Below are 14104 nucleotides of genomic sequence, written 5' to 3' on the forward strand. Positions count from 1 at the left end.
CGGGCCGGCCGGGGGCTCAGTCGGTGGTGTCCGGCTTTGCCCCGGCAGGCACCACCGGCGTCACCGGGCGGCTCACCAGCCAGGCAATCCACAGCCCGAAGGCATACAACGGCACCCCCATGAGCAAACGCATCGCTCCAAGCGCGTCCACCATGCCGGCAAAATACAGCGGCAGCTGCACGGCCAGGCGGGCGGCCATGACGGAAATCAAAATCCACGTCGCCACCCGGTAGGCCCGCAGCCGGGCAGGCTGTTCCCGCCAGCGCACCCCTTCATTGCGGGCGTAGCCAAACAACAGCCCCAGCACCGGCCAGCGCAGGGCAATGGAAAGCACCATGGCCGCAATGTACGCCGCATTGGTGTAAAAGCCGATGGCGTAGTAATTCTCGGCCTTGCCGGTGCGCATGGCAATGAACGCGGACAGGGCCACGCCGGCAATGCCTGCCAGCGCCTGCGTCAGCGGGGTGCGTTGGGCCAGCCGGACCACGAGAAAGACCACCGCCATGGCCACCGAGCCGATGAGTGCTGCGTTGAGGTCCCGGGTGATGGTGAAAACGACGAGGAAGATCAGCCCCGGCAGCACGCTTTCGGCGATGCCGCGCAGTCCTCCAGCGGCGGCCAAGAGATCAATTTCACCGTCATCCTTCCGCGCCAGGGTGTTCTTGGCGGCCATTTGCTGGGCCAGCCCGGTGAAACCATCACGGGGCTTGGGGGTGTTGTCTTCGGGGCTGTGCTGGCTCACGCTAGCTCTCCTGGGTTCCAATGATTTCGTAGCGGGGGTTGTACATGGTGGGCAGCCCATTACGCTGGGACACCATCCCCTCCACGCGCAGCCGGGTGCCGGCCACAATGCCGGGGACCCGGCGTCGTCCTATCCACACCAGCCGCAGCTGGGGTGCAGCGTCGGAGCGCGCGGAGGGCAGCTGGCCACCGTCGCTGAGGATGGCCGAGTAGGACGGCGCCACGGTGGCGGGCAGGATGGTGACGGCTTCCACCGCACCCTCGCAGGAGGCGCGGCCGCGGGTGGGGAGCTTGCCAATGTCCACCATTGACTGCCAGCCTCCGTGGGATGCGGCTGACACCCGCTAGCCGATCGCCGTGATTTCCGGACCCCGGCGCAGCTGCTCCCCGCCCTGGGGCGGCACACCCTGACCCGGCAGGGTCTGGGCGGCACCGGGCTGGGGGCCGGCGACGGCGTCCTTGGGCAGGCGCAGCAGCAGCAGATCGCGCGGGGGCAGGGGCGTTTCCCCGCGCACCACCACGACGCCACGGAAGAGGTCCTCCAGCTCGCCGGCGGCCTCGGGTTTCATGGCCGCCTCGCCACCGAGCACTCCCCGCAGGAACCAGCGCGGGCCGTCAATGCCGATGAAGCGGGCCACCCGGAAGCCCTTGCTGCCGTCATTGCCCTGGGCCGGTACTTTGGCCAGCACCTCCTTGCCGAAGGTGCCGTCAAGGATCTCAATTTCACCGCCCTGGGACCCCACGGACAGGCCAATTTGTTCGCGGATGTCGCGCCACAGTTTTTCCGACCGGGAAGCGGCGAACGCCTGCAGCTGCAGGCTTGAACCATTGAGATCCAGTGTCACGGCAATGACGCGGGAGGTGTTTTCCTCCACTTCAAGGCGCAGGGACAAGCCCTCCCGGGGGGTCACCAGCAGCGCACCCAAGTCAACGTAGCCCTCGGTGGAGGTGATTTCCGACTCATCCAGCGGTCCGTGCAGGGCGCGGTCATAGGCTTCGTCGGCCGGACCGGGGGGCAGCCTCAAAACGCCGGCGGCACCGGCGGCACCGGCATCCGTTGGGGCAGCCACGGCCTCCGGTGCCTGGTCCGCGTCCGTTGCCTTGTTCTTTTTCTTACCAAACCCAAAAGCCATGGAAATGTTGACTCCTTGTAGAGGACGAATCGTGGGATTGCTGCGGCAGTGCCTAAAGTGCTGTGTCTTTGGTGGCCGCTGACGGCGTTGCCGCTTCATCGACGGCTGCAAATCCACCCGTGGAACCAAAGCCGCCGGCACCGCGCACGGAGTCGGGCAGCTCAGCGACTGTGACGAACCCGGCCCGTTCCACCCGCTGAATGACCATTTGGGCAATTCTATCGCCCCGGGACAAACGAATGGAATGCCGGGAATCGGTGTTCAACAGTGTCACCGACAACTCCCCGCGGTACCCGGCGTCCACGGTTCCGGGACTGTTGACAATGGTCAGACCATGCTTGGTGGCCAGCCCGGAACGGGGGTGGATGAACGCGGCATAGCCGAAGGGCAGGGCCAGGGCAATGCCGGTGGGCACCAGCGCCCGCTCCCCCGGCGCCAACTCAACATCGATCCGGCTGCGCAGATCGGCCCCGGCATCCCCCGGATGGGCGTAGCTGGGGGCCTCAATGCCGTCGTCGAGCAGGCGCAGCTGCACCTGCAGGGTGGGGTGGTGGCCGGCTGGGGAAACACCGCTTGCTGTTGTATTGATCTCATCACTCACAACAGGACACTCTATCCGCTCGGGACGGCGGCGGGGCGGCGGCGGCCGTGAAGGTGAAATACACAGGCAAAGGTGGAAAGCTTGGATCATGCCTTCACCTTCGCCGCAGAGCGCCCTGTCCCCCAGCACGGTCATTTACAAGGAAAAACTGTGGCCCAACTTTTGGAGCTGGGTCATTGTGGTGGGCCTCTCCGCTGCCTCGATCTTCATTTTCCTGCCCATCAGCGAGTTTGCCGGCTATCTGGCATTTTTTGTGGTGCTGGCCATCATGGTCGTCGCGCTTGTGACCTCCACACCCACCATTGCCGTGACGGCCGATTCCCTGCAGGTGGGCAGGGCCCACATTGAACGCAGGTTTGTGGGCCAGGTGGCCACGTACACCGGCGAGGCTGCGACGGAGCAGCGCGGCGTCCGGCTTAACGGTCTGGCCTTTTTGTGCTTCCGTGGCTGGATCAATCCAGTGGTGAAAATTGAAATCACGGATCCGGACGACAAGACCCCCTATTGGCTCACCTCCTCGCGCAACCCCGAACACCTGGCCGCCGCCTTGCGCCAATCAGCGGATCCCGGCGCCACCGGGCAGGGCCGGTCCTAGCCTTCGCAGTCCAGGCAGTACTTCACGCCTTCTTTTTCCCTGGCCAGTTGGGAACGGTGCCGAACCAAAAAGCACGAACCGCAGGTGAACTCGTCCAGCTGCTCGGCCAGGATCTCCACAGTGTGCTCATCGGCAGGCATTTCGCCGCCGGGAAGCTCAAAGCTGTCCGCGAGCTCCGACTCCGCCGGATCGGCCAGCGCCTCGCGCGCCGGCAGGGATCTGGTGCCGGCACCACGGTGCCCGCGCCCCCTGCGGCTTTGATGGTGTCCGCGGTCCTGTCCCTGCGGGGACGGATGGGGCTGGTAGCCGGTGGTCATGTGCACTTCCTAACAATTTTTCACTGCGCGGCAGCTCGGAAACATTGCAAACACCATAGAGGTCAAAGCACGCACCGGCAAACCCCCCGGGGGCCGGCACCGGCCTTTGGGTCCGGGCGCGGCAGCTCCGGCCGGGTTTTAAGCAGGCTTATCACGCCACGCCTGCCAAGGTAGTAGGAAATTGCGCGTTTCGGTGGCAAAGTTTCGAACGGAAAGCATTAACATTTTTTTGGGAGGACGGCATGGCTGATCTGCGGCTGGTGGGTGTCCACGACGACGGCGAGCACCTGTTGCTCAGCGGCACCGGGGGCGAAATTTACCTGCTCCCTCTGGATGAGGCACTGCGTACGGCCGTGGGAAGGAACACCCACCGCTTTGCCCGGTCATCGCAGCCTTCGGGCACCAAGATGTCCCCCCGTGAAATCCAGTCGCTCATCCGCGCCGGCGCCACTGCCGCCGACGTGGCCGAGCAGGCAGGGCTGACGATCGACCAGGTTCGCCGCTATGAAGGCCCGGTATTGGCCGAGCGGGAGTACATTGCCAATCAGGCACGGAATGTGCAGGTTGCTGCGCCCAGCTCCAGCACCGACGGGTACCGGACGGCGTTTGGGGAATCCCCTGCCACGCTCGATGACATGGTCAGGCACCGCCTGCGGGCCTTTGGCATCGATCCACAGTCCCTGCGGTGGAACGCCTGGCGCGATCAGGCCGGCGACTGGACCGTCAGCGCCGACTTTGAGGTGGGCAACCAGCGCGCCGCCAGCAGCATTGGCGAACCGGCGCCGGCCCTGTGGCGTTTCCATGCGGCCCGCAAGTCCCTGCACAACGCCAACCGCTGGGCCCAGCAACTAAGCGAACTGGAGCCCTTGGACAGCCCGGTGCCGGAACGCCGCCTCAGCGCCGTGACCGACCAGCCCTTCGATGTTGAGGCCGAAGCCACGGCGCAGCAGACGGCACCGGCCGGCGGGGAGCAGCCCCAGGAGGGGCCCGTCGTTTCCGACCCCGGCGGGCAGGCCCACGCCGCGCCGGGTTCATCCCACGGGCTGCTGGAGATGTTGCGTTCGCGCCGCGGAGTCCGGCTGGGGGCCGATGAGGCAGGTGACGACCAGCTCGCAGCCATGCTGGGCACCCACGTTCCCGGCGCCCATCCGCGGGACGAGACGTTTTATGGCGCCGCACCGCCGGCACCGCCGGCACCGCCGGCGGCGGAGCCCACTCCCGAGGCTCCCAGCACCGCGCGGGAGAAGCTGCGCAGCATTCCGTTCCTGAAGCTCGCCCCCAGCCTGGACCATCAGAGCCCGGCACCGCTGGACACCTCCAGCAGCGTTTCCGAGGTCAGCACCCAAACCCACGAACTGGTGCTTTCCGGCGAACCCGCCACTCCCGCCCCCTCCCCCGCCGGCGCGCCCCAGGACACGGCAGCCGATGAAGCGGTGGACCCGGCCAATTCCGCGCCGAGCGACAGCGAAGTGGCGGCACGGCTCGAACGCAAGGCCGCAGCCAAGCCCAAGCGTTCCAGCGTTCCCAGCTGGGACGAGATTGTCTTTGGCACCAAGGGCGACTGACGCGCCCGCACTGCCCAGGTCCCGCCCCCGCCAATGGCAGGGGGCGGGACTTTTTCGCGGCGGGGGCGCTAGCGCCGTCGTGCCCTGCCCGCGCGGGGCGTGGTGGGAATGCGCAGCAGGGGCACTTCCCGCTCGGCCTTGGTGATGGAGCCGTGTTGGCCCGTGACCTCCATGGCCTGGGCACGGACGCGGCGCAGATCGTAAAAGGCAATGGCTTCCCGGGCCAGGATCAAGACATCCCCAATCCGGCCGACGACATCATCTTCCACCTGGCCGAAGTATCCGGCGTCAATGGCCTGCGCGCGGGTCACCACCCAGGCTTTCTTCCCGAACCGTTCCAGCCAGGCCTGCATGAGCGCTTCGCGGCTTTGCGGCCCGGAGCCGGGTTCCAGGTACAACTGGACCATGCGTGGTTCCCCCGCGGTGTGGCGGACCCCCGCCAGCAGTTCCGGGAACGTGGAGTAATCCACGCGGGCGCTGCGGGGGACGTCCACCATGCCGTGGTCGGCCGTCAATAAAATGAGGGTATCCGCCGGTGCCTGGGCCGCAAGGCGTTTCATGCCGGCGTCGAGCTCCTCCAGCTGCCGCTCCCACTGGGGGGAATCTGCGCCATGGGCGTGGCCGGCCTTGTCCAGTTCGCTCCAGTACAGGTAGACCAGGGCCCGCGGCGAGGCGGCCAGGGCCTGGGCCGCCTGCTCCACCCGGGCGTGGGTGGAGGTGGCTGCGCGGAATTCGCCTCCCCGCAGGGCTGCCCGCGTCATGGCGGAGGTGGCGAACTGGGGCAGGCTCACAGTGGTGCATGGCACCGTGTCCCCGAGGCGTTCAAAGACGGTGGCAACGGGCTGCCACCGCAGCGGGTCCACACCCGGATCCCAATTGCCCAGCAGGTTCACCACTTTGTCCTGCCCGGGGTCAAGGACGTCATAGCCAACCATGCCGTGGCGGCCCGGAGCGGTGCCGGTGCCCAAAGACGACAGCGAGGTGGCGGTGGTGCTGGGAAAGGCCGCGTGCAGGGTGCGGGGGTGTTTGCCCCCGGCGTCGGCGGCCAGGACCCCGCGCAGGAAGGGTGCATGGGCGCCGCGCTGCTTCAACAGCGACTTGCCCAGGCCGTCTGCGAGCACCACGCACACACGTTTGGCCGGCGGAAGATTCAGCACGTTTTCAAAGCTGCCGTCCCCCAGCACGGCCGCTGCGCTGCTGAGCACCTCTGCAATGCTGGCGCTGCCGTAGGCCGGTGCCGGCGGCAGGGGTGGTTGGGCTGCCAGCAGTTTCACTTCCGCGGGGGCTTGTGTGGGTGTGGTCATGGAAGCCCCCTGTGCTCAGCGGCGGTAATGGGAACGGCCCAGGCGGGCGCCAAAGGCGGGAAACTTGGCGGCGCCGGCCTCGGGATGGCCGGGGGAACCGGCGCCGGTGTTCACTGCCCGCAGTGCCCGCGCGAAGGCCTTGGCGTCGGCAACGGCCTGCAGCCCCTCGGCTTCGGCGCTGATCCGCAGCGCAATGTCCTCCTGCATGATGGTCCCGGAATAGCCGTGGTCGGCGTCGCAACTTGGATCCCCGCAGGAGGATGGCCCCATCTCCACCCGCTGGCCGCCGGACCAGGCAATGGCGAGCGTGAGTTCGCGGGCCGGGTCCGAGGGCTTGTAGTCCTGCGGCTGGGAGTAGATGTAGCTGAGCACCACTGACTGGATCTGGCTCACCGGCACCGATTCGGTGGAGACCTGGGCCACCATTTGTTCCCCGGATTCATCCAGCTGGTGGTCATCGACGTGGGTGATCACCAGCATCTCCGAGGTCAGCACCAGCACTGTGATGTGGCGGTGCACCTCATTGCGTTCAAAGTGGGTTTCCAGGTGGACCAGGTGTGCCAGGCTTTGCTGCCCGTCCAGGGCGTCATTGACCACGTCGGCCACCAGCCGGGGGTAAAAACCTGAGCGCTGGAGGGCGGATTCCAGATCACGGCCCTTGATGTTGGCCGGGGCACCGGCTCCGAAGCTGTTCATGGTCCCCATTTTCGCACTTTGGCGGCGGTGTTGCGAACCGGCTGTGGATGGGTGTGCCCACAGGACCGGATCCAGTCAGGACAACAGGGCACGCCGGGCGCTGTCGGTGCGCTGCCCGGGATTGCCGATCCGCACGTCGGCGGCCAAGACCGTCACCGCAGTTGGTCCCACTAAAATGGGTTTGAATTCCAAAAACGCCACTTCCGGATGCTCGTCCTTGAGCATGGCCACCCGTGCCACCAAATCCGCCAGCGCCGCAACGTTCCCGGCCGGCAAACCTTCGTGGCCGAACAGTTTCGCTGCCGCCCGCGGGGAACGGATCAGCTCGGCGGCGGCATCCGCTGACAGCGGCGGCACCCGGTGGGCCCAGTCATCAAGCAGGTTCACCGCATCCCCCGACAACCCAAAGGAGACCACGGGTCCCAGCAGTGGGTCCTCAATGGCGCGCAGGGTGCAGGACTGCCCCACCTGGGCCATGCTCTGCACCTCCAGGTTGACGGCCCCGTAGGGTTCGAGCAGTTTGCGCATCTGGGCAATGTTGCGGCGCAGGGACTGGGCGTTTTCAATGTTGATGCGCACCCCGCCCAGGTCCAGGCGGTGACGCAGGCTCGGATCCAGGGTTTTCAGCGCCACCGGCCAACCCAGCCGCTGCGCGTCGGCCACCGCCTGCTCTTCACTGCCAAAGGGTGCCGATTCCAAAACGTCAATGCCGTAATGCGCCAAAAGCCTGCGCGCCTGGGACGGCAGCAGGGTCACCAGCGAATCGCCCTGAACGTCCTTGAGCCAGGAATCGAGCAGCTCCTGGGCGGCATTGGACTCCACCCCCGGCGGGGGATCAAACACCGGCACCGCCTGCGCCAGCCACTGGGCATAGCGGGTCACTGCCGCCAACGCCCCAATGGCTGTGCCCGGGCTGGAATACGACGGCACGCCCGCCGCAAGCTGGACGTTGACGTTGACCGCGGGGTCAATGATGCCGCAGAAGACGGCAATGACCGGCTTGCCGGCCGCGGCCGAGCATTCGCCCAGCACCTTTGCCACGGCCTCAAGGTCCAACCCCGCCACCGGCAGCAGGGTCACCATGGCCGCATCGACGCCGGGCTCCGCCAATGCCCCGCGCACGGTGCGTTTGAGCAGTGGCAGCGCCCGGGATTGGCCAATGTCCAACTCCAGCCGGGTCTGCAGCGCCGCCACCGACAGGCCATGCTGTTCAGTGGAATCGGCCACCACGGTGCCCAGGGCCGCGGAATTTCCAATGATGGCCAGTCCCGGACCCTTCGGCAGCGGCTGGCTGGCCACCAGCTGGGCCACATCTGCCAGTTCCTCCAAAGTGTTCACCCGGATGACCCCGGATTGGCGGAGCATGGCGTCCAGCGCGCCCTGGGGGGCCTGGGTGGTGCGTACGGCATGGCCCGGCGGCAGCCGCAAACCCACCGAATCCGACTTCGCCACAATGACGGGCTTGGAACGGGCCAGGCGCCGGGAGATGCGGGAGAACTTGCGCGGGTTGCCAATGGATTCCAGGTACAGTCCGCACGCCGTGGTGTTGGGGTCATCCTCCCAGAACTGCATCATGTCATTTCCGGACACATCGGCCCTGTTGCCCGCGGACAGGACGGTGGACATGCCCACATTGCGCCGGCTCAGGGAGGCAAACAAGGAAATGCCCAGTGCCGCCGACTGGGTAAAAACGCCCAGCCCGCCCCGGCCGGGCAGGGACGGCGCCATGGACGCATTGAGGGACACCGCCGGATCGGTGTTGGCCACGCCCAGGGACGCCGGTCCCACCAGCCGCATGCCGTTGGCCCGCGCCAGGCGGACCAGGGAGCGCTGCCGCGCCAGGCCGGCGTCGCCGTTGTCGGCAAAACCGGCCGTGGCAATGACCAGCCCCTTGACGCCCGCTTTTCCGCACTGTTCCACCACCTTGGGAACCTCGGCATAGGGCACGGCAATCACTGCCAAATCCACGGGCCCGGGCACCTCGGCGATGCTGGCGTAGGGCATCATGCCGGAAACTTCCAGCGCTTCCTGGTTTACCGCGTGGACGGCCCCGTTGAAGCCGCCCTCCACAATGTGCACCAGCAGTTGCTGGCCAATGCTGCCCCAGGTGCGGCTGGCGCCAATGACGGCCACGGAGCGCGGCGCCATGAGACCGGCGACGCTGCGGGCTTCGGCGCGGTGTTCGCGGGATTCCATCACGGCCCGGGATTTTTCAGTGGGGTCAATGTCAAAGTAAAGGGAAATCACGCCGTCGTCAAAGTGCCGGTGCACCTCATAGCCGGCGTCGGAGAACACCTGGATCATTTTGCGGTTTTCGGGCAGCACCTCGGCGGAAAACCTGTCGATCCCGTTTTCACGGGCGGCAGCGGCCAGGTGCTCCAACAGGATTGAGCCCAGGCCCTGGCCCTGATGATGATCGGAGACATTGAAAGCCACCTCCGCTTCGGCGGGGTCATCGAGCCTGTCATAGCGGCCAATGCCCAGGATCCTACCCGCGCGCGTTATGACAAATGCCACACGGTCCCGGTAGTCAAGTTCCGTGAAGCGGCGGAGTTCCTTGGCCGTAAGCTTGGATTTGTAGGTGAAGAAGCGCAGATAAATGGAGTTTTGGGACTGTGCCATGTGGAATTCCTGCACCGCCTCGGCGTCGGCGGCGCTCATGGGGCGCAGGTGGCCCGTCGCACCGTCGCGAAGAACAACATCCGCTTCCCAATGCGCGGGATAATCCGGCGCGGGTTCTGGCTTCACCATAGAATCACTGTACCGACATGATCGTGCCCGTGGTGCGCATGTCCTTATCGCAACACCCCATGCAGAAAAGGAACCACTGCCACCATGGCAAAGCGCCAAGCTCCCGCAGCAGATGACTTCGTGGAAAATATTGTGGACATAGACGTCTCCAGTGAGATGGAAGGGTCCTTCCTCGAGTACGCCTACTCGGTGATTTACTCCCGTGCCCTGCCGGATGCCCGCGACGGCCTCAAACCCGTGCAGCGCCGCATTTTGTACATGATGGCCGAGATGGGCCTGCGCCCGGACAAGGGCCACGTTAAAAGCGCCCGCGTGGTGGGCGAGGTCATGGGCAAGCTGCACCCGCACGGCGATTCCGCCATTTACGACACCATGGTGCGCATGGCACAGGACTTTTCCCTGCGCCTGCCGCTCATTGACGGCCACGGCAACTTTGGTTCGCTCGACGACGGTCCGGCCGCCCCGCGCTACACGGAAGCGCGCCTGGCCGCGCCCGCCCTGGCGTTGACCGGCAACCTGGATGAGAACGTGGTGGACTTTGTCCCCAACTATGACAACCAGATGCTGCAGCCCTCGGTGCTGCCGGCCGCGTACCCCAACTTGTTGGTCAATGGCGCCAGCGGCATTGCCGTGGGCATGGCCACCAACATGGCCCCGCACAACCTGGGCGAGGTCATTGCCGCCGCGCAACACCTGATCGCCAACCCGGAGGCCACCTTGGAGGATGTGATGGCCTATGTGCCCGGGCCGGATCTGCCCTCCGGCGGGCGCATTGTGGGCCTGGCCGGCATCCGTGACGCCTACGCCACCGGCCGCGGCTCCTTCAAGACCCGGGCCAAGGTGGCCGTGGAACAAATCTCGCCACGCCGCACGGGCCTGGTGGTGACCGAGCTGCCGTATTTGGTGGGGCCGGAGAAGGTCAAGGAAAAGCTCAAGGACGCCGTCAACAATAAAAAGCTTGTGGGTGTCGCCGACTTCATTGACCTCTCCGACCGCAAGAACGGCATGCGGCTGGTCATTGAAATCAAGAACGGCTTCAATCCGGCCGCCGTCCTGGAGCAGCTGTACCGCTACACGCCGTTGGAGGAATCCTTTGGCATCAACAATGTCTGCCTGGTGGAGGGCCAGCCGCAGACCCTGGGCCTGCTGCCGCTGCTGCAGGTCTTTGTCTCCCACCGCATTGACGTGGTGCGCCGCCGCACCGCCCACCGGCTGGGTAAAAAGCAGGACCGGCTGCACCTGGTGGAGGGCCTGCTGATAGCCATAGTGGACATTGATGAGGTCATCCAAATCATCCGCAGCTCCGATGAGGTGGCCGCCGCGCGGGAGCGCCTGATGGCCATTTATGACCTTTCCGAAATCCAGGCCGACTACATTCTGGCCCTGCGGCTGCGCCAGCTGACCCGCTTCTCCATGGTGGAGCTCGAAGCCGAACGTGACGAGCTGCGCCGTGAAATTGCAGCCCTTGAAGCGATCCTGGCATCCAAGGAACTGCTGCACCAGCTGGTTTCCGACGAGCTCGGCGAGGTGGCCGCCAACTATGGCACCGCGCGGCGGACCGTGCTGCTGGAATCCGAGGCCATGGCGCCGTCGGTGGCCAAAGCCCTCGCCGTCACCGGCGGCAAAGCTGCGCCCCTGGCCCTGGAAATTGCCGACGACCCCTGCTGGGTCCTGCTCAGCGCCACGGGCATGATTGCCCGCACCTCCACGGCGGACGCGCTGGCGGAAAGTGGCGGCCGCACTAAGCATGATGTGTTCCGGTCCGTCATTAAAACCACGGCCCGGGCCGAAATTGCCGCGCTGACGTCGCTGGGACGCATGCTGCGGCTGCAGGTGGTGGACATGCCCGTGCTGCCGCCCACCGCGGCCCTGCCCAACCTTTCCGGCGGCGTTGCGGCAAAGGACTTCATCACCTTGAACAAGGGGGAAAAGCTGCTGGGCTTTGTAGCCTTGAACACCGTCTTTGCAGTGGGCACCGCAGCAGGAGTGGTCAAGCGTGTCACCCCCGACTACCCGCTGAACCGCGACGAGTGGGACTACATTTCCCTCAAACCCAAGGATCAGGTGGTGGCGGTGGCGCCGGCGTCGGACACGGACGATCTGGTGTTCATCACCCGCGGCGCCCAGTTGCTGCGCTTTAGCGCCGGCAACGTCCGCCCCCAGGGGCGCACCGCAGCCGGCATGGCCGGCATCAAGCTCGGCGCCGGTGACAGCGTGATCAGCTTTGCCGCGGTCTCCCCCGCCGATCCCGACGCCGTGGTGGTGACGGTGGCCGGCGGCCAGGAGGCCCTGCCGGGCACGCCGTCGGGTTCAGCGAAGGTGACGGCGTTTTCGGAGTATCCCGCCAAGGGCCGTGCCACGGCGGGTGTGCGGGCGCACCGCTTCCTGCGCGGCGAGGACCGGCTGTTGCTGGCATGGGCCGGGCACGGACCCGCCAAGGCCTCCACGGGTGCCGGGGTGGCCCGGTCCCTGCCCCTTGAGCACGGCCACCGCGACGGCTCCGGGGTGGCTTTAAGCGCCGGCATTGACCTGCTCGGTCCCAGCATCGACTCCGGCACGCGGGCAGCGGGGGCAGCCAATGGATCCCCCGCCGCGGCGCCGGCAGCGGCGCAGCCGGCGCCGAAGGCCGTGGCCGGCGCGGAGGCGGCCCAGGAGGCGTTTGAGCTGCCCCTGGACTGACTTTTCCGGAAGCAGCCACCAGGGGTGCAGCTTCGGGACCGGTTCACAAAGCGGCCGGCTCCTGCGGCTCCGCCGGTGGACGGATCAGACGGATGGGGCCGCGCGCGGCGTCGGCCGCCACCGGCACGCCTTTTTGGGTGGCAATGATCTCCCCGCGCCCGGCCAGCTGCGCGGCCACGCGGCGGACGGTGTCCATGTGGGTGCGCCACGCATCGCCGCCGACCACGCGGGCCACGTCGCTGGGACAAATGGACCTGTCCACTCGCTTGCGCAGCAGCGCCAGGATGGTTGCCGCGATTCTCCGCTCCAGCAGTTCCGGTTCCGGCTCCTCCCACCAGGGCTGGCCGCGTTCCCCCAAGGCTGTTTTGGCGTCATTGACCCTGGTCCGCGCGTCGGTTTCCTTTGCCTTGACGGCCCGGCGGGCGTTCATGAGTTCATCGACCAGTTCCTGACGCAGCTTGGGGGCAATGCCAGGGTCGCTGGCCCGCCATTTCCGCCCGCCAATGATCAGGTGGTGCCCATCAGGGGTGGTTTCGACGTTCTTGTTGTCCGGCACCCTTACAGCCTCCCACAGGCCGGCGGGCGTGTGGGCCTTGGAATAATTACGTTTGTTTCCGGCTTGCCACCAGCATGACACCGGTGAACACAGCAAACCCCCAGGAACAGCAAACAGCCCTCGTGGTGGGCGCCACGGGCATTGCGGGCTCGGCCCTTGTTGATGCCCTCACGGCCGGAGGGTGGCAGGTGCTGGCCATCTCACGCACCCCCGGCACGGACCGGGACGGCGTGCGCTGGCTGCCGGCAGATTTGACCTCGCAGGAGTCACTGGCGGCTGCGCTCGCGAACGAACATCCCACGCACGTTTTTTTCACCGCCTGGTCCCGCCAGGACACGGAGGAGGAAAACATTGTGGTCAATGCCGGCATGCTGCGCTCTCTCCTTGCCGTGCTGCGGGACAAGGCGGTGGCACATGTGGCCTTGATGACCGGGCTCAAACACTACCTGGGCCCTTTTGAGGCCTATGGCGAAGGTGAGATGGCCGACACCCCGTTCCACGAGGAGGAGCCGCGCCTGCCCGTGCGCAACTTCTACTACGCCCAGGAAGATGAATTGTTCGCTGCCGCGGCGGAGCAGGGCTTTAGCTGGTCGGTGCACCGCGCCCACACCGTCATTGGCCACGCCGTGGGCAATGCGATGAACATGGGCCTGACCCTGGCAGCGCAGGCAACGCTCTGCCGGGACAGCGGGGAGCCCTTTGTTTTCCCTGGCTCCCAAACGCAGTGGAACGGCCTGACGGACATGACCGACGCCGGTCTGCTCGCCGAGCACATGCTCTGGGCGGCCACCACACCGGCGGCCGCCAATGAGGCCTTCAATGTGGTCAATGGCGATGTTTTCCGCTGGCGTTGGATGTGGCCAAGGATCGCCGCGCACTTCGGTGTTGCCTGGGAAGGCTTTGAGGAAGCGCCCCGTCCCCTGGAGCAGGCCATGGCCGGGCGGGCCGGGCAGTGGCGGGAGCTGGCTGGGCGCCACGGGCTGGCGGAAGCCGAGCTGGGCCGGGTTGCCTCCTGGTGGCACACGGATGGGGACCTGGGGCGAACCATTGAAGTGACGGCGGACATGGGCAAGAGCCGCGTGGCCGGCTTCACCGGCTACCGGCGCACGCTCGATGCCTTCATTGACCTCTTTGAGCGCTACCGCACGGAGAAGCTCATCCCCTAA

General features: G+C 66.5%; 13 protein-coding genes. 4 read left to right on the plus strand and 9 right to left on the minus strand.

Annotation, left to right across the window (positions count from 1 at the left end; genetic code table 11):
* Window positions 1-16 precede the first annotated feature (16 nt).
* Genes ACFUCV_RS08695 through dut form a run of 4 tightly spaced genes read right to left on the minus strand, consistent with a single transcriptional unit; the run spans window position 17 to window position 2475 of the window.
* Entirely contained in the window at window positions 17-742 is a 726-nt protein-coding gene (locus ACFUCV_RS08695; protein WP_380814622.1) for a DUF3159 domain-containing protein, read from the minus strand.
* Between the two features lies 1 nt (window position 743).
* The gene (locus tag ACFUCV_RS08700) at window positions 744-1082 is read right to left on the minus strand and encodes an OB-fold nucleic acid binding domain-containing protein (protein WP_380814624.1); all 339 of its coding nucleotides are present in this window, start codon (window positions 1080-1082) and stop codon (window positions 744-746) included.
* A gap of 3 nt (window positions 1083-1085) precedes the next feature.
* Window positions 1086-1874 carry a DUF3710 domain-containing protein gene (locus ACFUCV_RS08705; RefSeq protein WP_380814626.1) on the minus strand — a complete coding sequence of 263 codons (789 nt, stop codon included), beginning with the start codon at window positions 1872-1874 and terminating at the stop codon, window positions 1086-1088.
* A 52-nt stretch (window positions 1875-1926) separates the two neighbouring features.
* The gene (gene dut / locus ACFUCV_RS08710) at window positions 1927-2475 is read right to left on the minus strand and encodes a dUTP diphosphatase (RefSeq protein ID WP_380814627.1); all 549 of its coding nucleotides are present in this window, start codon (window positions 2473-2475) and stop codon (window positions 1927-1929) included.
* A gap of 88 nt (window positions 2476-2563) precedes the next feature.
* Between dut and ACFUCV_RS08715 the strand changes: the two genes are divergently transcribed.
* A complete protein-coding gene (locus ACFUCV_RS08715; protein ID WP_380814628.1) occupies window positions 2564-3070 on the plus strand; it encodes a DUF3093 domain-containing protein in 507 nt (168 codons plus the stop codon).
* On the opposite strand, the gene ACFUCV_RS08720 is transcribed toward ACFUCV_RS08715, so the two are convergent.
* The gene (locus ACFUCV_RS08720) at window positions 3067-3387 is read right to left on the minus strand and encodes a DUF4193 family protein (protein WP_380814630.1); all 321 of its coding nucleotides are present in this window, start codon (window positions 3385-3387) and stop codon (window positions 3067-3069) included. The two genes, ACFUCV_RS08715 and ACFUCV_RS08720, sit on opposite strands and share 4 nt — an antisense overlap.
* A gap of 242 nt (window positions 3388-3629) precedes the next feature.
* Between ACFUCV_RS08720 and sepH the strand changes: the two genes are divergently transcribed.
* Window positions 3630-4952, plus strand: a complete 1323-nt coding sequence (sepH, locus tag ACFUCV_RS08725) for a septation protein SepH (RefSeq protein WP_380814633.1) — start codon at window positions 3630-3632, stop codon at window positions 4950-4952.
* Window positions 4953-5020: 68 nt separating this feature from the next.
* On the opposite strand, the gene ACFUCV_RS08730 is transcribed toward sepH, so the two are convergent.
* The 3 genes from ACFUCV_RS08730 to ACFUCV_RS08740 form a co-directional block, all read right to left on the minus strand.
* The gene (locus ACFUCV_RS08730) at window positions 5021-6256 is read right to left on the minus strand and encodes an alkaline phosphatase family protein (protein ID WP_380814635.1); all 1236 of its coding nucleotides are present in this window, start codon (window positions 6254-6256) and stop codon (window positions 5021-5023) included.
* Window positions 6257-6271: 15 nt separating this feature from the next.
* Window positions 6272-6961: a DUF5998 family protein gene (locus ACFUCV_RS08735; RefSeq protein WP_380814638.1), complete on the minus strand. Its 690-nt coding sequence runs from the start codon at window positions 6959-6961 to the stop codon at window positions 6272-6274.
* A gap of 66 nt (window positions 6962-7027) precedes the next feature.
* Window positions 7028-9703: a GNAT family N-acetyltransferase gene (locus ACFUCV_RS08740; RefSeq protein WP_380814641.1), complete on the minus strand. Its 2676-nt coding sequence runs from the start codon at window positions 9701-9703 to the stop codon at window positions 7028-7030.
* A gap of 84 nt (window positions 9704-9787) precedes the next feature.
* Here ACFUCV_RS08740 and ACFUCV_RS08745 point away from each other — a divergent pair, with 84 nt between their 5' ends.
* A complete protein-coding gene (locus ACFUCV_RS08745) occupies window positions 9788-12382 on the plus strand; it encodes a DNA topoisomerase (ATP-hydrolyzing) subunit A (RefSeq protein ID WP_380814643.1) in 2595 nt (864 codons plus the stop codon).
* Between the two features lie 43 nt (window positions 12383-12425).
* Here the strand turns inward: ACFUCV_RS08745 and ACFUCV_RS08750 are convergent, their stop codons facing one another.
* Window positions 12426-12938 (minus strand): DUF3253 domain-containing protein, encoded by a 513-nt coding sequence (locus ACFUCV_RS08750; protein WP_380814646.1) that lies wholly within the window; start codon window positions 12936-12938, stop codon window positions 12426-12428.
* 74 nt (window positions 12939-13012) lie between these two features.
* On the opposite strand from ACFUCV_RS08750, the gene ACFUCV_RS08755 reads away from it, so the two are divergent.
* Entirely contained in the window at window positions 13013-14104 is a 1092-nt protein-coding gene (locus ACFUCV_RS08755; protein WP_380814648.1) for an SDR family oxidoreductase, read from the plus strand.

Origin of the sequence: Specibacter sp. NPDC057265 (assembly GCF_042668835.1) — a bacterium.
Taxonomy (GTDB): domain Bacteria; phylum Actinomycetota; class Actinomycetes; order Actinomycetales; family Micrococcaceae; genus Specibacter.